At 71.8% G+C, this 21,040-nt stretch carries 16 protein-coding genes and 1 riboswitch; of the genes, 13 read left to right on the forward strand and 3 right to left on the reverse strand.

The features are described from left to right. The first annotated feature begins 72 nt into the window (after positions 1–72). The 3 genes from FNH09_RS31680 (at position 73) to FNH09_RS31690 (ending at position 4,564) form a co-directional block, all read left to right on the forward strand. Positions 73–1,050 carry an alpha/beta fold hydrolase gene (locus tag FNH09_RS31680; protein WP_238427224.1) on the forward strand — a complete coding sequence of 326 codons (978 nt, stop codon included), beginning with the start codon at positions 73–75 and terminating at the stop codon, positions 1,048–1,050. Between the two features lie 169 nt (positions 1,051–1,219). Next, a riboswitch (cobalamin riboswitch) is annotated at positions 1,220–1,443 on the forward strand. A gap of 168 nt (positions 1,444–1,611) precedes the next feature. Beyond that, complete coding sequence (metE, locus tag FNH09_RS31685; protein WP_162469382.1) at positions 1,612–3,930, forward strand: 5-methyltetrahydropteroyltriglutamate--homocysteine S-methyltransferase; 2,319 nt, start codon at positions 1,612–1,614, stop codon at positions 3,928–3,930. 268 nt (positions 3,931–4,198) lie between these two features. Continuing rightward, complete coding sequence (locus FNH09_RS31690; RefSeq protein ID WP_152893357.1) at positions 4,199–4,564, forward strand: hypothetical protein; 366 nt, start codon at positions 4,199–4,201, stop codon at positions 4,562–4,564. A gap of 389 nt (positions 4,565–4,953) precedes the next feature. Here the strand turns inward: FNH09_RS31690 and FNH09_RS31695 are convergent, their stop codons facing one another. The 3 genes from FNH09_RS31695 to FNH09_RS31705 form a co-directional block, all read right to left on the reverse strand. Then, positions 4,954–7,041 carry a prolyl oligopeptidase family serine peptidase gene (locus FNH09_RS31695; RefSeq protein WP_152893348.1) on the reverse strand — a complete coding sequence of 696 codons (2,088 nt, stop codon included), beginning with the start codon at positions 7,039–7,041 and terminating at the stop codon, positions 4,954–4,956. A gap of 232 nt (positions 7,042–7,273) precedes the next feature. Next, on the reverse strand, positions 7,274–8,662 hold the full coding sequence (gene lysA / locus FNH09_RS31700; RefSeq protein ID WP_162469383.1) for a diaminopimelate decarboxylase: 1,389 nt from the start codon (positions 8,660–8,662) through the stop codon (positions 7,274–7,276). A gap of 4 nt (positions 8,663–8,666) precedes the next feature. After that, positions 8,667–9,395, reverse strand: a complete 729-nt coding sequence (locus FNH09_RS31705; protein ID WP_162469384.1) for a helix-turn-helix domain-containing protein — start codon at positions 9,393–9,395, stop codon at positions 8,667–8,669. A gap of 126 nt (positions 9,396–9,521) precedes the next feature. Here FNH09_RS31705 and FNH09_RS49920 point away from each other — a divergent pair, with 126 nt between their 5' ends. The 10 genes from FNH09_RS49920 to FNH09_RS31755 all read left to right on the forward strand — a co-directional run. After that, positions 9,522–10,505, forward strand: a complete 984-nt coding sequence (locus FNH09_RS49920; RefSeq protein ID WP_152893350.1) for an SIS domain-containing protein — start codon at positions 9,522–9,524, stop codon at positions 10,503–10,505. Between the two features lie 168 nt (positions 10,506–10,673). Further along, positions 10,674–12,047, forward strand: a complete 1,374-nt coding sequence (locus tag FNH09_RS31715) for a M20/M25/M40 family metallo-hydrolase (protein ID WP_152893351.1) — start codon at positions 10,674–10,676, stop codon at positions 12,045–12,047. A 315-nt stretch (positions 12,048–12,362) separates the two neighbouring features. Next, positions 12,363–14,279, forward strand: coding sequence for an ABC transporter substrate-binding protein (locus tag FNH09_RS31720; RefSeq protein ID WP_238427225.1), 1,917 nt, complete (start codon positions 12,363–12,365; stop codon positions 14,277–14,279). Positions 14,280–14,282: 3 nt separating this feature from the next. Next, positions 14,283–15,341: an ABC transporter permease subunit gene (locus FNH09_RS31725; protein ID WP_162469385.1), complete on the forward strand. Its 1,059-nt coding sequence runs from the start codon at positions 14,283–14,285 to the stop codon at positions 15,339–15,341. Continuing rightward, positions 15,338–16,303 (forward strand): ABC transporter permease, encoded by a 966-nt coding sequence (locus FNH09_RS49925; protein WP_338017738.1) that lies wholly within the window; start codon positions 15,338–15,340, stop codon positions 16,301–16,303. Before FNH09_RS31725 ends, FNH09_RS49925 begins: the two co-directional genes overlap by 4 nt. Positions 16,304–16,308: 5 nt before the next feature. After that, positions 16,309–17,349, forward strand: a complete 1,041-nt coding sequence (locus FNH09_RS31735) for an ABC transporter ATP-binding protein (protein ID WP_202919790.1) — start codon at positions 16,309–16,311, stop codon at positions 17,347–17,349. Continuing rightward, positions 17,346–18,374 (forward strand): ABC transporter ATP-binding protein, encoded by a 1,029-nt coding sequence (locus tag FNH09_RS31740; RefSeq protein WP_152893353.1) that lies wholly within the window; start codon positions 17,346–17,348, stop codon positions 18,372–18,374. The genes FNH09_RS31735 and FNH09_RS31740 overlap by 4 nt, the downstream gene beginning before the upstream one ends. Then, a complete protein-coding gene (locus FNH09_RS31745) occupies positions 18,371–19,225 on the forward strand; it encodes a hypothetical protein (protein ID WP_152893354.1) in 855 nt (284 codons plus the stop codon). The genes FNH09_RS31740 and FNH09_RS31745 overlap by 4 nt, the downstream gene beginning before the upstream one ends. 32 nt (positions 19,226–19,257) lie before the next feature. Continuing rightward, positions 19,258–20,412, forward strand: coding sequence for an o-succinylbenzoate synthase (gene menC / locus FNH09_RS31750; protein WP_152893355.1), 1,155 nt, complete (start codon positions 19,258–19,260; stop codon positions 20,410–20,412). Further along, the coding region (locus FNH09_RS31755) for a M55 family metallopeptidase (protein WP_152893356.1) at positions 20,409–21,040 on the forward strand (632 nt) is incomplete at its 3' end. The genes menC and FNH09_RS31755, both read left to right, overlap by 4 nt.

The following is a 21,040-nucleotide window of genomic DNA, read 5'->3' on the forward strand; positions in this document are numbered from 1 at the left end:
GGGCCGGACGGGTAGCCGAGGCCCAGGCCCTGCGGCCCCCAGCCGAGTGAAGTGGCGCCCACGGACAGATACTTGGAGCTGGCGCCCGCGAACCAGGGCCCCCGGCACCCCGTCCCGCTCGTGTACCTCAACGGCGGACCGGTCCGCGGCATCTCGGTGCTCGACCACCGGTTCCTGCAACTCCTGGCACGCCAGGGCTACGACGTCTACGCCTACGAACAGGCCGGCGGCGGACGCAGCGACCTGCTCCCCATGAACCAGTACACGATCTCCAGGTCGGTCCGCGACCTCACTGCCTTCGTCGACCGCCTGGACAAGGGAAAGGTCGACATCCTCGGATTCTCCTCAGGCGGCGTCGTGCTCACCCGAGCCCTGGCCGACCCGAGCGCCGCCGCCCGCCTGCACCGGGCGATCATCGCCGAGCCCGGCCCCATGGACGGCCCCACCGCACACACCACCGGGCACAAGGGCCGAGAATCCGCACGGGGCCTCGCGCCGGCCATGACCGGACCGCGATCGACGCATGTCCCCCGGTACGCCGTGGCCTTCGGCCTCATGCGACTCGGACTCCTCACCCCCGACACCGCACTGATCGGACAGGCCGAGGGCGACAACGCCTTCACCGCCGCCGACCTCGGCAGCGACACCGCATCCGCCTACTGCGCGCGCGACGCGCACCGCATCCCCGCCGAAGACACCGTGCGGAACTTCTCCTTCAGCCCCGCCGCCAGCCTTCGCATCCAGCAGACGGTCAAGGACTCCCCCTCCATCGCCCCGCAGCTGAAGCGCTCCCGGACCCCCGCGATGCTGATGATCGCCGAGTGCTCCTCCCAGGTCCGCCAATGGGAGACCACCGTCCTTGCCGACGACCCCGCCATCCAGCGCACGCAGTACATGCCCGGAGTCGGACACCACATGTGGAACGGCCTCGACGACAACAACGACCGGGCCGCCGCCGTCATCACAGCGTTCCTTCAGGGCAAGCCGGCACCCCTGCCGAACTACCCGACCCGCGACGAGATCCCTACCTTCCTCCGCGACCACGAATGAAGCTGTTTCAGCCCGGCGTCGGCGACGTGCTCATGCTGGCCTGCGACGCCCGGCGGGTGCTGACGCCCAGCAGGTAGGCGGTGGCGCCGGTTTCACACCTGTCAGCCGCGTGTGTCGGCTCACCATCCGAATGTGGGAAGCAACCCTCCGGACTCGCGGCCGTCCCTTTAGGCTGGCTCGTGCAGCTGGTTCGCCCCGTCCGCCAGGCGGGATGCGTCGTAAGAGGGAACCCGGTGGGAATCCGGGACTGCCCCGCAGCGGTGAGCGGGAACGACCGCCGTCATACGCACTGGACCCGACGTATCGGGTCTGGGAAGCGACGGCCAGTAGGTGTCCTCCGGTCAGGAGGGCGTGCCCGTGAGTCCGAAGACCTGCCGACTGCCCGTGTGCGGACCACTCCGCGCGCGGACATCCCGGTGACCTCGTGGGTGGGTCGGCGTACATACCGAGCGGAAGACCGCGCTGTGCCGCGCAAGGTCGCCTCCGTCCGGTTCCGTCACTCCTTCGCGCTCTCGTCCCGTCGCCGGGATCTCAGGGAATCGTCTCGCGAAGGAGATCTCCGTGACAGCGAAGTCCGCAGCAGCGGCAGTACGGGCGACCGTGTACGGCTACCCCCGCCAGGGACAGGGCCGGGAACTGAAGAAGGCCATCGAGGGCTACTGGAAGGGCCGCGTCACCGCAGCCGCGCTCCAGGACACCGCCGCAGAGCTGCGCCGCGCGAACTGGCGGCAGCTCGCCGACACCGGCGTCCACGAGGTCCCGACCGGCGATTTCTCGTACTACGACCACGTCCTGGACACCACCGTCATGGTCGGCGCGATCCCGCAGCGGCACCGGGCCGCCGTCGAGGCAGACGCGCTCGACGGCTACTTCGCCATGGCCCGTGGCACCCAGGACGTCGCGCCGCTGGAGATGACCAAGTGGTTCGACACCAACTACCACTACCTGGTCCCCGAACTCGGCCCGAACACGGTGTTCGCCGCCGATACGGCCAAGCAGGTCGCCGAGCTCAAGGAAGCCCTCGCTCTGAGCCTCACGGCCAGGCCCGTCGTGGTCGGCCCGGTCACCTACCTGCTGCTGGCCAAGCCCGCCCCGGGCGCACCCGCCGACTTCGAGCCGCTCACCCTCCTCGACCGGCTGCTCCCGGTGTACGCCGAGGTCCTGGCCGACCTGCGCGCAGCCGGCGCCGAGTGGGTGCAGCTCGACGAGCCCGTCCTGGTCCAGGACCGTACCCGGGCCGAACTCGACGCCGCCGCCCGCGTCTACCGGGATCTCGGCGCGCTCACCGACCGGCCCAGGCTGCTGGTCGCCTCCTACTTCGGCCGGCTCGGCGAGGCCCTGCCCGTCCTCGCCCAGGCCCCGGTGGAAGGTCTGGCTCTGGACTTCACCGCGGCCGGCGCCGCCAACCTGGACGACCTCGCCGCGGTCGGCGGACTGCCCGGGAAGCGCCTGATCGCGGGGGTCGTCGACGGCCGCAACATCTGGATCAACGATCTCTCGAAGTCCCTGTCGACCCTGGGTACCCTGCTGGGGCTGGCCGACCGGGTCGACGTGGCCGCCTCCTGCTCCCTGCTGCACGTCCCGCTCGACGCCTCCGTCGAACGCGACATCGACCCACAGATCCGGCGCTGGCTCGCCTTCGCGCGGCAGAAGACCGCCGAGATCGTCACCCTCGCCAAGGGTCTCGCCCAGGGCACCGACGCCATCACCGGTGAACTCTCCGCCAACCGTGCCGACCTCGCCTCCCGAGCGAGCTCGCCGATCACCCACGACCCGGCGGTACGGTCCCGGGCCGCCGCCGTCACCGAGGCCGACACGCGCCGCTCCCAGCCGTACGCCGAGCGGACAGCCGCCCAGCGTGGCCACCTCGGCCTGCCGCTGCTGCCGACCACCACCATCGGCTCGTTCCCGCAGACCGCCGAACTGCGCACCGCCCGCGCCGATCTGCGTGCCGGACGCATCGACACGACCGGCTACGAGGAGCGCATCAAGGCGGAGATCGCCGAGGTGATCTCCTTCCAGGAGAAGGCGGGCCTCGACGTCCTGGTGCACGGCGAGCCCGAACGCAACGACATGGTGCAGTACTTCGCCGAGCAGCTGACCGGCTACCTCGCCACCCAGCACGGCTGGGTCCAGTCCTACGGCACCCGCTACGTCCGCCCGCCGGTCCTGGCCGGCGACATCACCCGCCCCGAGCCGATGACGGTGCGCTGGACGACGTACGCACAGTCCCTCACCTCCCGCCCGGTCAAGGGCATGCTCACCGGCCCCGTCACCATGCTCGCCTGGTCCTTCGTCCGCGACGACCAACCCCTCGCCGACACCGCCCGGCAGGTCGCTCTCGCCCTGCGCGACGAGGTGAACGACCTGGAGGCGGGCGGGACTTCGGTGATCCAGGTGGACGAGCCCGCCCTGCGCGAGACCCTGCCCCTGCGAGCCGCCGACCACGCCGCGTATCTGGCGTGGGCCACGGAGGCCTTCCGGCTCACCACCAGCGGCGTACGCCCGGACACCCAGATCCACACCCATATGTGCTACGCCGAGTTCGGCGACATCGTCCAGGCCATCGACGACCTCGACGCCGACGTCATCAGCCTGGAGGCCGCCCGCTCCCGCATGCAGGTCGCCCGCGAACTCGCCGCCCACGGCTACCCGCGCGAGGCCGGACCCGGCATCTACGACATCCACTCACCGCGTGTCCCGGGCACCGTGGAAGCGGCCGAGCTGCTGCGTACCGGGCTGAAGGCGATTCCCGCCGAGCGCCTGTGGGTCAACCCCGACTGCGGCCTGAAGACCCGCGGCTGGCCCGAGACCCGCGCCGCCCTGGAGAACCTCGTCGCCGCCGCCCGTACGATCCGCGCGGAACTGCCCGCCTCCTGACCGCGAGCCCCGTCAGCCGGGGGAGGACGCGCCCGCCGCACTCCCCCGGCCCGGCCCCGGCCGGTCGTCACCGATCCCGAGGAACTGCACACGCTCCGGGCGGCGTTGCGGCAGAGCTGATCTCCCCCGGCGACGTCCGACCAGCCCAGAGGCCGGCCGGCGGGACACGCTCTATTCTGAACTCGGATGCCTCGGTGCACGTGTACCTGGCAACAACGTCAATCAACGGCAGCCAGCGGCATGGCCGCGCAGGGGGAAAGGGCTGATGATGGACTGGTTCTGGTGGGTGCTGATCCTCTTCTGGACGGGTGGCTTCGCCTGGGTGGCCGACACCGTCCGTACCGCGCTGCGCAACCGGCACGAGCGGAAACTTGAGTTGATGGACGTGGAGAAGCAGGAACGTATCGCCGTCGAGGCGTCACACCAAACACCGGAACCCTTGTGCGGGTGCACGCACCACTTGGCCAAGCATGACAAACAGGGCCGCTGCCATGAGCGCGTCGAGGTCGCGACGGCCTGGGACGAGAACAAGAAGCCGCTGCGCTACGAGGCAGGACAGTGCAACTGCCAGCAGTACGTCGGCCCGCAGCCACTGTCACAGGTGTACGCCGAAGATCTCACGGACCGGATCTGAGATCACGGAAGTTGAGCGTCCGAGCAGTGCCTTGCCGCGGGTGAAGGCGTCGCGGACCGGCCCCGGCGCACACGCTGCCGCAGGCGCAATCCGGTATCTGGGCCGCTCATGAAGGTGACCTCAGCGCTGCCGTTCCGGGTGGAGTAGTGGATGTCAGTGACTCGACCCCTGAACCGTAACCGCTCCCTCGAAGAGCTTGAACACGGCCGCCGGCCGGACCCGTCAGCCCCAGAGCGGCGTCCGTCAGGAAGCCATCGAGGGTCCTCGGGTGACGGCTCCCGCATCCCGGATATTCACCGCGCTTCTGACACAGGCGGACGCCGGTGAGGAGCCGAACTGGGACGTACTCAGCGCGGGGCAGGCCGGTGACGCGCCCGCTGTCGCTGATGTCATGGCCCGTCTGTGTGTCCCCCGAGCGGGGCGTCGGCGTGCAGGGGAACGTCGGGGGCGATCCGGGCGCCGAGGACTTCTCGGTAGAGGGCGACCTCGGCCAGCAGGGAGCGTCGGACGCTGTCGGCCCGGCGGAAGCCGTGGCCCTCGCCCGCGAAGAGCAGGAAGCGGTGCCACACTCCGCGTTCTGCCAGGTTGTCCACGATGCAAGTGGCCTGGTCCGGGCGGCAGATGAAGTCGTCCGCGCCCTGGAGCATCACCAGCGGCGCCTTGATGCGGTCGGCGTTCGCGGCGGGTGAGACTATGTCGAACCGGGCCCGGTCCTGAGGGAGGGTGCCGACCAGGGTGTCCACGTAGCGGGACTCGAAGTCGTGTGTCTGCTCGGCCCGCCATCGTGCCGGGTCGCTGATCGGGTAGAGGACGGTGCCCGCGCAGAAGACGTCGGTGTGGACCAGACAGGCGAGAGTGGTCCAGCCGCCGGCCGAGCCGCCGCGCACGGCCGTGCGGGCGGGGTCGGCCAGACCCTCGTCGGCCAGTGCGCGGGCGACGGTGACGCAGTCGTCGACGTCCACCACTCCCCACTGCCCGCGCAGTCGGTCGCGGTAGGCCCTGCCGTAGCCGGTGGAGCCGCCGTAGTCGACGTCCGCGACGGTGAAACCGCGGCTGGTGAAGAAGGAGTACTCCAGGTCGGCGGTGACGCCGGCGGCACTCGTCGGGCCGCCGTGCACCTGCACGAGCAGCGGCGGCAGTTCGCCCTGGGGTGCGCTGGCGGTGGGGTGGGTGGGCCGGTGCAGTATGAAGTGGACGGGTCGGCCCTGCGCGTCGTACACGGTGCGGCGTTCGGGCAGGGGCTTCCAAGAGGCCAGTGGATCATCGGACTTGGGCCTGGTACGCAGTGCCGGTCCGGAGCCGGGTGCCAGGGGCACCGACAGCAGGGCGGAGCCGCGGGCCGGATCCGCGGCCCGGACCAGGATCCGTTCGCCGTCCGACCAGAGGTCGCCCTGGAAGCTGCTCCACCCGTCGGCGAGTTCGGTCAGTACACCGTCCTCGGGCGACCAACGGGACAGCCGCTGCGCGCCGTTGCCGTGCGGCAGCACCACGCCGTACGGCGTGACGGCGAACCAGCTCGCGCCGACCCGCCAGATGGCTCCGGCGCAGTCCTCCTGGCGGGGAAGGACGTTGGCGATCGCGGTGGACGTCGGCCGGTCGGTGGCCAGGTCGATGCGGTGCAGGTTCCACCAGCCGTCCGGGTCGGCCATGGCATACAGGGTGTCGGGGCCTGCCCAAGCGGCCTGGGAGACGGAGACCTCGGTGGCGTCGTGACTGCCGCCGAGCAGCCGGACGGGCTCGCCCGCGATGCCGTCGCGCAGGTCGGCGATCATCAACTCCGAGCTGTCCCAGGGCATATGGGGGTGGTCCCAGCCGATCCAGGCGAGCCGCCTGCCGTCCGGGGAGATCCGGTGCCCGCAGAGGAAGTCGTGCGAGCGGGCCACCACGCGCAGTGCGCCGGGGTCGTCGGCGGCGGCTCCGGACAGCGGTACGGCGACGATCTCCCGGGTGGTGCGGACGGCCGGATCGGCGTCGTGCGGACCGGTGACGGCGCGCGTGGTCTCCCTCACGCACCACACCTCGGTCCCGTCCGGGCCGGCCACCGGGTCGGCCCAGCAGGTCTCCCGGTCGGGCGGGTCGGCCGGGGTCAGGGGGACGGATGCCGGGAACCCGTCTTCCACGGCGTTCCCGAGGCGGGACACCTCGGCGCGGTACAGCCGCTGGTCGCGGTGATCGGTGAAGACCAGCAGATGGCTGTCGGAGGCCGCCTCCGCGGCGCGTACCCAGTACGGCTTGCCGCCATAGCCGAGGGAGCGGTTGCGCACGGAGATGCCGGGGGCGAGCACGGGGACGGGCTCTTCGTGGCCAGGGGCGTTGCGCAGCAGCCGTACGGTCGCGGTGGCCGGGTCGGAGGCGCACCACCAGTTCTCGTCGCCGGCCCCGCAGGGCCAGGAGGTGGATCCGGAGGCGTCGCCGACCGCTTCGACGGTGATCGGGGACGGCCAGGTGCCGTAGGGCAGGTGGGGCGTGCTGGACATGGGGTGACTCCGTGTGCGGAAGGGCGAGCAGGGCGGCGGTGCGGGCGGCGGGCCGTCGTGGGTGAGGACTGTGGCGAGGGTTCACCAACCCCGGGCGGACGGTTCCGGGTCGGTGTACCGACTCGGGTGCGGCGGCCGCGGGAGACGGCGCGCGTCGGCCGCGTGTGCGAAAGGTCTCTCTGGATCCGCCTGGGGGGGCGGCCGGGGTTCGATGGACAGTGCCCCGGCGGGGTCACCCCGTGGTCAGCCGCACCGGCTCGCCGTGGGCGTCGCGGCGGCGCAGGTCCTCCGGCGTCTCCCGGCGGACCATGAGGTGGGCGCGGCCGTCGCGTACGGCGACGACGGCGGGCCGGGGCTGGGCGTTGTAGTTGCTGGCCATGGCGTGGTGGTAGGCGCCCGTGGCGGGGACCGCGAGGAGGTCCCCGGTGGCGACGTCCTCCGGCAGGGCGATGTCGGGCACGACCACGTCCCCGCTCTCGCAGTGGCGGCCGACGACGACGGCGTGCACCGGCTCGCCCCGGGCGGGGCGGTTGGCGGTCCAGGCCGTGTAGCGGGCGAGGTAGAGGGAGGGGCGCAGGGCGTCGCTCATGCCACCGTCGACGGAGACGAACCGCCGGCGCAGCCCGTCCTTTACGGCACCGACCCGGTAGAGCGTCACCCCGGCGGTGCCGATCATCGACCGGCCGGGTTCGACGGCGAGCCGTACCGGTGAGCCGGGCAGCACCCGCTCCAGGCCGGCTCGCAGCGCGGACGTGAACGTGGCCGGTTCCAGGCGGGGTTGGCCCGGCAGATAGGGGATGCCGGCACCGCCGCCGAGGTCGATCTCCTCGACCGTGATCGCGTGCCGCTCGGCGAGCAGGGCGACGAAGGCGGCGACCCGTTCGGCGGCGAGGGTCAGCCCGTCGGTGGCGGTGATCTGCGAGCCGATGTGGGAGTGCACGCCCGTGAGCCGCAGCGAGGGGCGGGCCGCGACGGCGAGCACGGCCCGCTCGGCGTGGCCGCCACGCACCGGGAAGCCGAACTTGACGTCGTCGCCGCCGGTGGCCATGTAGTCGTGGGTCTCGGCCGCGACGCCGGGGGCGATGCGAACGTAGACGTCCTGCACCCGGTCGGCCGCCGCGGCGGCGCGCGCGAGCCGGTCGATCTCCTCCAGGCAGTCGACGACCACGACGCCGACGCCGTTCGCCACGGCGGCCTCCAGTTCGGCCACGGACTTGTTGTTGCCGTGGAAGACGATCCGGGCGGCGTCGAAGCCGGTGTCCACGGCGAGCCGGAGTTCGCCGCCGCTGCACACGTCCAGGTGCAGCCCCTCGGAGTCGACCCAGCGGATCATCTCCGCGCACAGGAACGCCTTGGAGGCGTAGTGCACCCGGTCCGCGCCGGACTCGCGCCACAGCCGGGCCCGGTGGCGGAAGTCGGCCTCGTCCACGACGTACAGCGCGGTGCCGCAGGCGTCGGCCAGGTCGTGCAGGGCGACCCCGCCCACGTGCAGCCTGCCCTCGACGGTGCGGGCGGTCAGCGGCCACACCTCGGGGGCCGTCTCGGGTGAGGCGGCCGCGGCCAGTCCGTCGGGCAGCGGGGTCCCCGCGCGTGGTGCGGGCAGGGAGGGAGCGGTGGACACGGGACTACTCCTCGGTGAGGACGACGAGCATCAGCAGGTCGTCGCTGGCGTCGGTGAAGTGGTGTTCGTCGGTGGCGGCGAGGTGGCAACTGTCGGCGGGCCGCAGCAGCCGGGCGGTGCCCGCGACCGTCACCCGGCAGGAGCCGACGAGTACGAGCACGAATTCCTCGCCGGCGTGGGCGGTCGGGTGGTCGTGGTCGCCGAGGTCGGCGTGGAGCAGCCGGGCGCCGATGCGGCTCGCACCCGGGGCCGTGAGGTCGAAGATGCCGTGATGACCGTCGGTCCGGGCGAGCAGTGGGGCCGGGGCGAACCGTGGCGCGAAGCCCGGGGCGGCGGCGACGGTACCGGGTCGGTCACCGCCGCCGAGGAGTTCGGCGGGGGTGGCGCCGAGGGCGTCGGCGATCTGGCCGAGGGTGCGGACCGTGGGATTGGCGGTGCCCGACTCCATCTGCGAGATGTACGCAGGTGAGACGCCGGCCCTGGCCGCCACCGCGCTGAGGGTGAGGCCGGCGGCCCGGCGCACACGAGCGACGGAGGCGGCGAGCACGTCCCCGGTGTCGGCGCTGTCGGAGGTCGTGGCACCGCCGGATCCGGTGCGGTCGGTCTTGCCTCCCCCTGCACCCGGTTCGGCGCGCTGCTTTCCGGCTTGCTCCGGGGAGCGACGTGAAATCTGTTCCGGGTTGGCGGAATCGGCCGAAGAGTTTTCCGCCCCCGTGACTCTTGACGAGGTCATGCGGCGACAGTAAGACTCACGCATCGCTTAGATCAAGCAATCTGACACCACAGTTTAACTGTCAGCAGAAACGCAGTCCGGCATCCGGTTTCCCGGGGGTGGGCTGCCCGACTGGAGGGGTGAGCAGTGACCGGTCCTCTGGCGCCTACGCCGACCCTCGAACTGCTGCGTGCGGCGGCCGAGCTGTGCGGTCCCCCCGCGCAGCGCCTGTTCGCGGTGCTGGCGGAGGACTATCCGGCCTCACTGGAGCGCCGTCCGGGTCAGTTGCTGCGCGCGGCCGACGCGAGTGCCGCGGATCTGGACGGACTGCTCGCGGCGGCCGGATTCTCCTCCACCGACGACCTGCGTCTGCTGGTGGCCCGGGAGGTCGGTCTGCGGCTGGCCGAGCCGGATCTGCGGTTCACCAGCCGTGAGCCCCGGTCCGAACCGCGCGAGCGGTCGGCGCTGCGCCGGATGATCACCGCGGAGGAGGACAACCTCCGCCGTACGCTGGCGGACCTCCAGGCCAACGGCGCCCTGGAGGTGGCGGCCGCGGCGCTGCTGCGGGCGCGGCGGCGGTGGGTGCTGGGCGACCTGAAGTCGGCCGGGTACGCCACGCTGCTGACCAGCGACCTCACCACCAGCATGCGGGACGTGTTCCTGGTGCAGCCGGCGACGGGCGCGGCGGTCAACGCCGTCAGCGACGCGCACGCGGACGATGCCCTGGTCGTGTTCAGCTTCCGCAACTACAGCCGCCTGACGGTGGACGTGGCGCGGGAGTTCCACGCGCTGGGTGCCTCGGTGATCGCGCTGACCGACAGCTACACCAGTCCGGTGTGCTCCTTCGCCTCGCACGTCCTGGCCGTGGACACGCGCAGCGAGTCGCCGCACCACTCGCCGACGGCGGTGGCGGCGGCGGCCCATGTACTGGCGGCCCTGGCCGCGGCCGGCGCCAAGGGCGCCGCCCGTCGCAGCCAGCGCCGGTCGGAACTCTTCCGCTCCCTGGGCAGCTACGGCCTCGGCCGTGCGGCGTCCGACGCGACTCCAGGGGCCTTAGCGTCCGACGGCGCCTCCGGCCCCGCGGGGCCCGCCGCCGACTCCTCCGGCGGCGCCCGACCCGGACGCCTCTGACTCCCCTTTCCCGTTCCTGCCCGGCGACGGTCACCACCCGCACGGCGAACGTCGCCGCCCCGTCCTCGTTCCAATCGTTCCCCCACCTCTGCGAGTCCGCCCCGCAGAGCCATCGGCGGCAGAGGGTCTCCCCTCGGCCCCCGCCGGGAAAGCACCTGGTCCCTCCGCATGAACGATCTCTCTCACCGTCAGGACGGCGCCGCTCCGTCCACCGCCGAGGACACCGCGGCTGCCTCGGAAGTCACCGAGCTGTGCGCCCGGTTGATCCGTTTCGACACGAGCAACTACGGCGGTGGCGACTCCCGCGGCGAGCGGGAGGCGGCCGAGTGGACCGCCGGGCTTCTCTCCGACTCCGGTTACGAGCCGGTCGTGCTGGAGTCGGCCCCGCGCCGGGCCAGCACCGTGGTCCGTATCCCGGGCGAGGATCGCGACGCCCCCGCCCTGCTGGTCCACGGCCATCTGGACGTGGTCCCCGCCGAGCCCGCCGACTGGAGCTTCGACCCGTTCTGCGGCGAGATACGCGACGGGGTGGTTCTTGGCCGCGGGGCGCTGGACATGAAGGACATGGACGCGATGATGCTGGCGATCGCCCGCTCGTGGGCGCGCCGGGGTGTGCGTCCGCCGCGCGATGTCGTGATGGCGTTCGTCGCGGACGAGGAGGACACCGGCGAGCTGGGCGCGGGCTTCCTCGTCGACCGGCATCCGGACCTCTTCGAGGGGGTGACCACCGCCATCGGCGAGTCCGGCGGCTACTCGCTCCATCTGCCGGACGCCTCCCGGCTCTACCCGATCGCCGTCGGCGAGCGCGGCAGCGCCTGGATGGACCTGACCGCGCGCGGCGCGGCGGGCCACGGCTCCCGGCCCGGCCCGGACAACGCCGTCGCAACCCTGGCGACGACGCTGGCCGCGCTGGCCGCGCACCGCTGGCCGGTAAGGATCGTGCCGGCGGTAGCCGCTCTGCTGGACGGGCTCTGCGCCCACCTGGGCATCACGGTCGACCCGTCCGATCCCGCGTCGCTGGCGCAGTTGGGCGAGGCGGCGAAGCTGGTCGAGGCCACCGTCGCCAACACACTCAACCCGACCATGCTCAAGGCGGGTTACAAGCACAACGTAATCCCGAGCGAGGCGACGGCGGGCGTGGACGGCCGTGTCCTGCCCGGCGCGGAGGAGGACTTCTTCGCCACCGTGGACGCTCTGCTCGGCGAGAAGGTCTCCCGTTCCTTCCGCAGCTTCGCCGCCCCGGTCTTCGCCGACCACGAGTCCCGCGAGTTCGCGGCGATGGCGGCGGCGCTGCGCCGGGCCGACCCTGAGGCGCTGGTCCTGCCGTTCATCATGTCCGGCGGCACCGACGCCAAGGCGTTCGCCCGGCTCGGCATCCAGTGCTACGGCTTCGGCCCCGGCCTGACCCCGCCCGGCTTCGACGCCTGGCGGTACGTGCACGGCGTCGACGAGCAGGTCCTGGTGAGCAGCCTGGAGTTCGGGGTGCGGGTCCTGGAGGACTTCCTGCGCAGCGACCCGCTCACCGTCCGCTCGGACCGGTGACCGAACCCCGTACCGCCGGAACCGGCCGGACACCCCGAACCGCCTGAACCGCCGGACCTGCCCGACACCCCGAACCGCCTGAACCGCCGAACCGGCTGGACCGTCGGAACCACCTGAACCGCCGGACGGCCTGAACCTCCCGGCCGCATCGCCACCAGGTCCACACCGACCGGCCCCCCGGACGGCCTCCACTCCGTCCGCACCGATCCACACCGTCCCGCTGCACCTCGTACACCCATCCGCACGCACCGATAGATGCGTCGTACATGAATTGACATGCCCGCCCGGTCCGCGCCCGGGTCCACACCCGGATCCATGGCGCAGCAGAACTCGTACCTCCCCACCGTCCCCCGCGGCCCCGGCCGCCGGCACCACCTGGAGAAGTTCACGATGACCACGACCACCCCTCTGCGCAGAACCGGCCGCAAGGCCGTCGCGCTGGCCACCTCCCTGCTGCTCGGCACCGCCGCGGCCATCGCCGCCGCGCCGGGCGCCTCGGCGGACGACGGCGGCGGGACGCTGCGGATGCCGATCGCGGGCATCGGCATCGACTCCATGAACCCTTTCCTCGCCTACTTCGCGGGCAGCCTGGACGTGTTCGCGGGCATCTACCCGGCACTGAACACGGTGGAGCAGGACGGCACCGCCAAGCCGTACCTCGCCGACTCCTGGACGACCTCCGAGGACAAGCTCACCTGGACCTTCAAGATCCACAAGGGTCTGAAGTGGAGCGACGGGAAGCCGATCACGGCCGAGGACGCCGCCTGGACGTTCAACCTGATCATGACGAACTCCACGGCGGCCACCGCCAACGGCTCGCTGGTCGCCAACTTCGCCTCGGTCACCGCGCCGGACGACACCACGCTGGTCGTCAGGACCAAGCAGCCGCAGGCCACGATGCTCGCGGTCAGCGTCCCGGCGTCGGGCATCCCGATCGTGCCCAAGCACATATGGGAATCGCACGTCACGGACCTGAAGAACTACAAGAACGACAGCTTCCCCGTCGTCGGGTACGGCCCGTGGACGCTGACGGACTACAAGCCCGAGCAGTACGCCAAGTACGACGCGAACAAGGACTTCGTGCTGGGCGCGCCCAAGTACGACCACATGATCCAGCAGGCGTTCAAGAACACGGACGCCGCCGTGGCCGCGCTCCGGTCGGGTCAGCTCGACTACGTCAGCGGCCTCAACCCCGTCCAGTACAAGGCGCTCAAGGGCCAGGCCGGCATCAAGGCGTACGAGACGGTCGGCAACCGCTGGAGCGGCATCGAGGTCAACGGGGGCGCTCGCACCCGTGACGGCAAGCAGATCGGTACCGGTCACCCGGCGCTCGGCGACGTCAAGGTCCGTGAGGCGCTGGCGCGCGCCATCGACCGGGCGACGATCGTGAAGAAGGTCCGCGACAACCTCGCCAAGGTCGGCGCCAGCTACCTGCCGCCGTCCCTGCCGCAGTACGCGTGGGAGCCCTCCGGCTCGGACAAGTTCGACTACGACCCGGCCAAGGCCAACTCCGTGCTCGACGAGGCGGGTTACAAGAAGGGCTCCGACGGGATCCGGGTCGACCCGAAGTCCAAGCGCAAGCTGGAGTTCCGCCTCGGCATCCACTCCGACGACGACGCGGACGCCAAGGTCTCCACGTACCTCGCGGGCTGGTTCAAGGAGATCGGGGTCAAGGCCGACATCCAGGCGATGAGCTCCTCCAAGCTCAACGCCGATCTGGCCAAGGGCGACTGGGACATCCTGATGGACTCCTGGTCGACCGGGCCGGACCCGACGTACCTGCTGGGCATCCAGACCTGTTCGGCGCTGCCCGACAGCAAGGGTGAGGGCGGCAGCACGGACTCGTTCTTCTGCGACAAGAACTACGACGACCTGTTCCTGCGTCAGCAGAGCGCCTTCGACGAGAAGGAGCGCGCCGGTCTGTTGCAGCAGATGCAGGCGATCCTGTACAAGGCCAACGAGAACATCATGATCTACAACGCGAACGGTCTCGCCGCGTACCGCACCGACCGGGTGGACGGCATCCTGACCGGCAAGGCGGACTCCACCGGCGCCTACCCCCCTCAGCCCTCCCTCGCCCAGTACCTGAACGCGGCGCCCGCGAACGCCTCGTCCTCCTCCGGCGGCAACTCCGGCACGGTGATCGGCGCCTCGGCGGCCGCGGTGGTCGTCCTTGCCGCCGGCGGTGTGTTCCTCATGCGTCGCCGCTCCTCCTCCGACGACCGCGAGTAGACCGTGGCCGACACCATCGATGTCACCGGCGCGGTCGCGGCGAAGGCCGCGGGCGCGCCGGGCGCGGGCCGCCGGCGGGGCTCGGCATTCCCCCGCTACCTGGCCACGAAACTGGTCGCCGCGGCCATCAGCTTCCTGGCCACGCTCGTCATCGGCTTCGTCCTGTTCAGCCTGATGCCGGCCGACCCGGTGCAGTCCATCACCCGCGGCCGGCCGACCAGCGACGCGCAGATGGCGCAGCTGCGCCGGCAGCTCGGCCTGGACCAGTCCGTGCCGGAACGCTTCTTCCACTTCGTGACCGACACCGTGACCGGGCATCTGGGCACCTCCTGGGAGTTCCAGCAGCCGGTCAGCTCGCTCATCGGGGACCGGCTGTGGCCGACCCTGCTGCTGATGGGCACCGCCACCGTGATCTCGGTGGCGCTGGGTCTCTGGCTGGGCGTCAGGTCGGGCTGGCGGCAGGGGAGCTGGCTGGACCGCATCGCCACCGGCGCCTCGCTGACGCTCTGGTCGGTGCCCACCTTCTGGCTGGGCATGATCCTGCTGATCACCTTCAGCGTGGGCATCGGTCCGCTCCCCGGCTTCCTGCCGGCGGGCGGGATGAGCGATCCGGCGATCACCGGCGGCCTGGACCACGTCCTGGACGTCGCCGAGCATCTCGTCCTGCCCTGCCTGACCATGGTCCTGGTCGTCTTCGCCCAGTACGTGGCCGTCATGCGCTCGTCGATCATCGACGAGCTGGGCAGTCCCTACCTGCTCACCGCACGGGCCAAGGGGCTGCGTGACGACGACGTACGGCGCAGACACGCCGTCCCCAACGCCCTGCTGCCCTCGGTCACCATGATCTTCATGCACCTGGGCACGGTGCTCGGCGGTGCCATCACCGTGGAGACCGTCTACTCCTGGCCGGGCCTGGGACAGCTCAGCTACCAGGCCCTGAAGGTGCCCGATCTGCCACTGCTGCAGGGCACGTTCATCGTCTTCAGCGCGTCGGTGATCCTCATGAACCTCGTCGCCGACGTGATCTACCGCTTCCTCGACCCCCGGGTGCGTGCCCAGTGACCCACCACGAACCCCTCACCCAGGCCGACCCGCCGGTGGCCGTCCTACCATCGGCGAGCACCGACCCCGCTGCCGCGGTCGCACCGGTCGCGGTCAAGCCGCGCCGCAACGGATTCGGCAACTTCGTACGGTCCTTCGTGCGAATCCGCTCCGGCGTGGCGGGCCTCGGCATCCTGGTCGTGTTCGGCCTGCTCGCCCTGTGCGCGCCGCTGTTCATCTCCGGCAACGACCTCGACGTCATCAAGGTGGACGGACCCTCCCTGCACTCCCCCACCGACGGCTACCCGCTCGGCACGGACCAGGAGGGCCGCTCCATCCTGCTGCTGGTCATCTGGGGCGCGCGGTCCTCGCTGTCCATCGGTCTGATGGCGACGGTGCTGACGGTGGTGCTCGGCAGCGCGGTGGGCCTGGTCGCCGGGCACTACGGCGGCTGGATCGGCAAGGCGCTGATGCACCTCACCGACTGGTTCATCGCGCTGCCCAGCCTGCCGCTGGCCATCTCGCTGTCGGCGGTGATCGGGCAGGGAACCTCCTCCATCACCATCGCCATCGCGGTCACGAGCTGGTCCTCCACGGCTCGGCTGGTACGGGCGCAGACCCTCGCGGTGGAGGCCAAGCCCTTCATCGAGCGGGCCAGGGCACTGGGCGCGGGCGGGCCGCAGGTGATGCTGCGGCACGTCCTGCCGAACGTCACCCCGCTGATCCTGGTCTCCTCCACGCTGACCGTGGCCTCGGCGATCCTGTCCGAGGCGACGCTGACCTTCCTCGGTCTGGGCGACCCGACCGGCATCTCCTGGGGCGCGATGCTCAACTCGGCGCTGAGCGGCGGCGCCGTCACCTCCGGCGCCTGGTGGTACCTGTACCCGCCGGGCATCGCCATCCTGATCGTCGTCCTCGGCTTCACCCTGACCGGCCGCGCCGTGGAGACCATTCTCAACCCGAGGTCGGTGAAGACACGTTGAACGCGATGCTGGAGGTCAGGGACCTCAAGGTCACCTACCGCAGCGGCGGGCGCACGGTGCCCGCCGTACGCGGGGTGGACCTCACGCTGGACGCCGGGCAGACGCTCGGCCTGGCCGGCGAGTCCGGCTCGGGCAAGTCCACCCTGGCGATGAGCCTGCTGCGGCTGCTGCCGGCCGCCGCCGAGGTCACCGGCCAGGTGCTCTACCAGGGCGAGGACCTGCTCACCGCCAAGTGGAGCCGGATGCGCGCGGTGCGCTGGGCGGAGGCCTCGGTGGTCTTCCAGGGCGCGATGACCGCCCTCAACCCGGTGCACACCATCGGCGACCAGCTCGTCGAGCCGATCCTGCTGCACGGCCGCAGAGCCGGTGAGGAGGGCGGCCGGACCACCGAGAAGCAGGCCCGCGCCCGCGCGGGCGAACTGCTGGAGTCGGTGGGCGTACCGGCGCGGCGGATGCGCAGCTATCCGCACGAGTTCTCCGGCGGACAGCGCCAGCGCATCATGATCGCGATGGCGCTGGCCTGCCGCCCGAACCTGATCATCGCGGACGAGCCCACCACGGCGCTGGACGTGATGGTGCAGGCCCAGATCCTGGACCTGCTGTCGGGCCTGGTCCGCGACGAGGGCATCGGCGTCATCATGATCAGCCACGATCTGTCCGTCCTCGGCCAGATGTGCGACCGGTTGGCGGTGATGTACGCCGGTGAGCTGGTCGAGTCCGGCCCCTCCCGGCAGCTCCTGGACGCCCCCGAGCATCCGTACACCAGGGCGCTGTCCCGCGCCTTCCCCACCATCGGCGACCCCGCCTCCCGCATGGCGCCGGCCGGCCTGCCCGGCGACCCGCCCGACCCGTCCGCGCTGGGCGCGGGCTGCCCCTTCGCCGCCCGTTGCCCCGACGTGCACGAGGTCTGCGACAGCACCCCCGTCGAACTGTGGCCGGCCGGTCCCGGACGGCAGTCGGCGTGCCTGCGGGCGCTGCCCGGTTTCCCGAACATCTCCACGGCCCGGCACGAGATCGAACCGTCCGCGGAAGGAGCCCGCTCATGACCGCCACCACCACGGGCACGGTTCTCGGACCCGCCGCGGCCACGGCGCCCGCGCTGGAGGTCCGCGACCTCCACATCACCTACCCGCCCCGGGCCGGCCGCGGCCCCGCCCGCGCGGTGGACGGCGTCGACCTCCAGCTCGGCCGCGGCGAGATCCTCGCCCTGATCGGCGAGTCCGGCTGCGGCAAGTCCACCCTGGCGCGCGCCCTGACCGGGCTGGTCGAGCCCACGTCGGGCGAGGTGCTGTGCGACGGCGTGCCGCTGCGCTACACCAGCGCCGCCCTGAAAGCGCACCGCCGCAAGGTCCAGTTCGTCCTTCAGGACCCCGGCGGCGCCCTGAACCCCCGGCAGAACGTCTTCGACGCGGTCGCCGAGGGTCCCCGGCTGCACCGGATGAAGGACGGCCTCGAACAGCGCGTGCACACGGCCCTGTCCAAGGCCGGACTGCGCCCTCCGGAGCAGTTCCTTTCGCGTTTCCCGCACGAGATGTCCGGCGGTCAGCAGCAACGCGTCGTGATCGCGGGCGCGCTGGCGCTGGAGCCCTCGGTGATCGTCGCCGACGAACCGGTGGCCTCGCTGGACGCCTCCGTACGCGGCGAGATCCTCAAGCTCGTCCTCGACCTGCGCCGCGACCTCGGCCTGTCCTCCCTCGTGGTCAGTCACGACCTGGGTCTCGCCTGGAACATCGCCGACCGGGTGGCGGTGATGTACCTGGGCCGGATCGTCGAGGTGGGCACCGTGGAGGAGGTCCTGCTGGCGCCGAAGCACCCGTACACCAAGGCGCTGCTGTCGGTGGTGTCCGCGCAGGGCGGGCGCGGTGGGCGGTCCCAGTTGCTCCAGGGCGAGCCGCCGGACCCGACGGACGTGCCCGAGGGCTGCCGGTTCCATCCGCGCTGCCCGCTGTGGGCCGGCCTCGACGCGGCGGGCCGCGCGGAGGCGGGCTGCGACCGGCGGACGCTGCCCGTCCTGCCGGCGCAGGCGCCGGCGGGCGGCGGGGCCGCGTGTCACCTCGCGAGCGTGTCGTGAACGCGACGGCCACACCGAGGTCCACGGCCGGTACCCGGCCGGGTCCGCCGCTGGTCGTACGTGACGTGGACGGCCCGCTGGAGATGACCGACTGCGTCGCGCTGTACGGGCGGGTCATGGGCCTGCGCCCAGGCGACGGAAGCCTCAACCCACGCCTGCTGACCGCTTTGCAGGACAACAGCGGCCTGGTCGTCGGCGCCTATCTCGGCGAGGAGCTGGTGGGGTTCACCTACAGCTTCCTCGCCCGCGAGCGGGGCACCGACGGGCAGGGCCCACGCCTGTACCAGTACTCCCAGCTGGCCGTGGTGGCACACGAACGCCAGGGCCTCGGCATCGGACGACTGCTCAAGCTCGGCCAGCGCGAGCGCTGCCTCGCCGAGGGCACGACACTGATCCGCTGGGCCTACGACCCGATGCAGACCCGCAACGCGCACTTCAACCTGGACGTGCTCGGCGCGGTGGTGGACGCGCTCAAGCCCGCGATGTACGGCGCCTCGGGCTTCGGCGCCGCCACCGGCGAGTCCACCGACCGCTTCATCGTCTCCTGGCACCTGGACGCCCCGGCACGGCCCGCCGCGCGCGCTCCCGGTCCGCCGCCGGACGGCTGGAGCGTCGGCCGGGTCTACGACGACGGCGACGACCGGATCGTGGTCCTGCCCGACGACTGGCTGCGGCTGCGCGCCGAGTCCGGCCCGGAGCACGCCGCCCGGCTGCGCGGCAGCCTCACGCCCACCTTCGCCCGGCTGCTCGACGACCGCACCGCCGTCTCCTGCGTACGGCTGCCGGACGGGCTCGCCGCGTACCGCTTCATCCCCCGTGCCGCCGCACCCGGCACGTTTCCTCGCCCCTGATCGGGGCACCGCACGGTAGGACAACCCCGCACATGACCGTCACCCTTGCCGAGATCGAGCTGGCGCTGGTCCGCCTCGATCTCGTCCACTCCTTCGAGACCAGTTCGCACCGCAAGACGTACCTGGAACACATCATCGTCCGCGCGACCGCCGAGGACGGCAGCGTCGGCTGGGGCGAGTGCGCCTCGCCGAGCGACCCGTACTACTGCGGCGAATCCACCTCGAGCTGCTGGCAGGTGCTCGGCGAGTACCTCGCCCCGATGCTGCTCGGCCGGCCCTGGGAGCACCCCGAGGACGCGGCCCGCCTCACCGCCAAGGTGAGCGGCAACCACTTCGCCCGCGCCGGCCTCGACATGGCCTGCTGGGACCTGTACGGGCAGTCGCGGGGCAAGTCGCTGGCCGACCTGCTCGGCGCCGAGGCCGACGCGGTGCCCGCCGGGGTCAGCCTCGGCATCGAGCCGACGATCGACGCGCTGCTCGCGCAGGTCTCCCGGCACGTCGCCGACGGCTACCGCCGGATCAAGCTGAAGATCCGCCCCGGCTGGGACCTCGAACCGGTCCGCGCCGTCCAGGACGCCTACCCCGGCGTCGCCCTCCAGGTGGACGCCAACACCGCCTACCGGCCCGAACAGGAGGCGGTGTTCGCCGAGTTGGACGGGCGCGGCCTGCTGATGATCGAACAACCGTACGACGCCTCCGACCTGCTCTCCCACGCCCGGCTCGCCGCCCGCCTGGACACCCCGGTCTGCCTGGACGAATCGATCACCACCCCGGACGTGCTGCGCACCGCGCTGCACCTGGGCGCGGCCGACGTAGTCAACATCAAGGTGTCCCGGCTCGGCGGACTCGGCCCGTCGCAGACGGTGCACGACCTGTGCCTGGACGCCGGGGTGCCGGTGTGGTGCGGTGGGATGCACGAGTTCGGCATCGGCCGGGCCGCCAACCTGGCCCTCGCCGGGCTGCCCGGCTTCACCCTGCCCTCGGACGTCTCCGGCTCCGACAAGTACTACCGGCGCGACATCGTCACGCCGCCGATCCGCGCCGTGGACGGCATGGTCGCCGTGCCCCGCTCCCGGCCCGGCATCGGCCTCGACGTGAACCTCGAACAGGTACGCCGGAACACCACACGCACCTGGACCATCCGTCCCCACGGCCACCACACCACCTCCGAGGAAAAGTCAGCATGAAGGTCCTGATCTCCGCCGACATGGAAGGCGTCACCGGCGTCACCTTCCCCGACGACTGCGAGCCCGGTCACGCCCGTTGGGAGTACAACCGGCAGTTCCTCACCGCCGACGTCAACGCCGCCATCGCCGGTTTCGCCGCCGCCGGCGCCACCGAGATCCTCGTCAACGAGGCCCACGCCGACCAGCGCAACCTGCTCCTCGACCGGCTCGACAAACGCGCCAGGCTGCTGATCGGCACACACAAGCCGCTCGGCATGATGGAGGGCATCGACCGCTCCCCGGACGCGGTCGCCTTCGTCGGCTACCACACCGGGGCAGGCCAGCCCGGCGTGCTCGCCCACACCTATCTGCCCAACACGATCACCGCCGTGCGGATCAACGGCGAGCCCGCCTCCGAAGGCCGGATGAACGCCCTGCTCGCCGACGAGTACGGCGTCCCGGTGGTCCTGGTCACCGGCGACGACCTCTGCTGCGAGGACAGCCGCGGCTGGGCACCGCACGCCGCCCACGCCGTGGTCAAGACCTGCGTGGACCGCTACGCCGCGATCTGCCTGCCGCCCGAGGTGAGCGCCGCCCGGATCACCCGGGCCGCCAGCGAGGGCCTGACCGCCCTGCCCGCCCCCACCGG

It is taken from the genome of Streptomyces adustus (genome assembly GCF_009377175.1).
Lineage (GTDB): Bacteria > Actinomycetota > Actinomycetes > Streptomycetales > Streptomycetaceae > Streptomyces > Streptomyces adustus.

Bases quoted from the DNA above. Each gene is read 5' to 3' on its own strand.
- FNH09_RS31690 (WP_152893357.1), top strand. From the start codon at position 4,199: ATGGACTGGTTCTGGTGGGTGCTGATCCTCTTCTGGACGGGTGGCTTC.
- FNH09_RS31695 (WP_152893348.1), bottom strand. From the start codon at position 7,041: ATGTCCAGCACGCCCCACCTGCCCTACGGCACCTGGCCGTCCCCGATC.
- FNH09_RS31705 (WP_162469384.1), bottom strand. From the start codon at position 9,395: ATGACCTCGTCAAGAGTCACGGGGGCGGAAAACTCTTCGGCCGATTCC.
- FNH09_RS31715 (WP_152893351.1), top strand. From the start codon at position 10,674: ATGAACGATCTCTCTCACCGTCAGGACGGCGCCGCTCCGTCCACCGCC.
- FNH09_RS31720 (WP_238427225.1), top strand. From the start codon at position 12,363: ATGGCGCAGCAGAACTCGTACCTCCCCACCGTCCCCCGCGGCCCCGGC.
- FNH09_RS31735 (WP_202919790.1), top strand. From the start codon at position 16,309: ATGCTGGAGGTCAGGGACCTCAAGGTCACCTACCGCAGCGGCGGGCGC.
- FNH09_RS31740 (WP_152893353.1), top strand. From the start codon at position 17,346: ATGACCGCCACCACCACGGGCACGGTTCTCGGACCCGCCGCGGCCACG.
- menC (WP_152893355.1), top strand. From the start codon at position 19,258: ATGACCGTCACCCTTGCCGAGATCGAGCTGGCGCTGGTCCGCCTCGAT.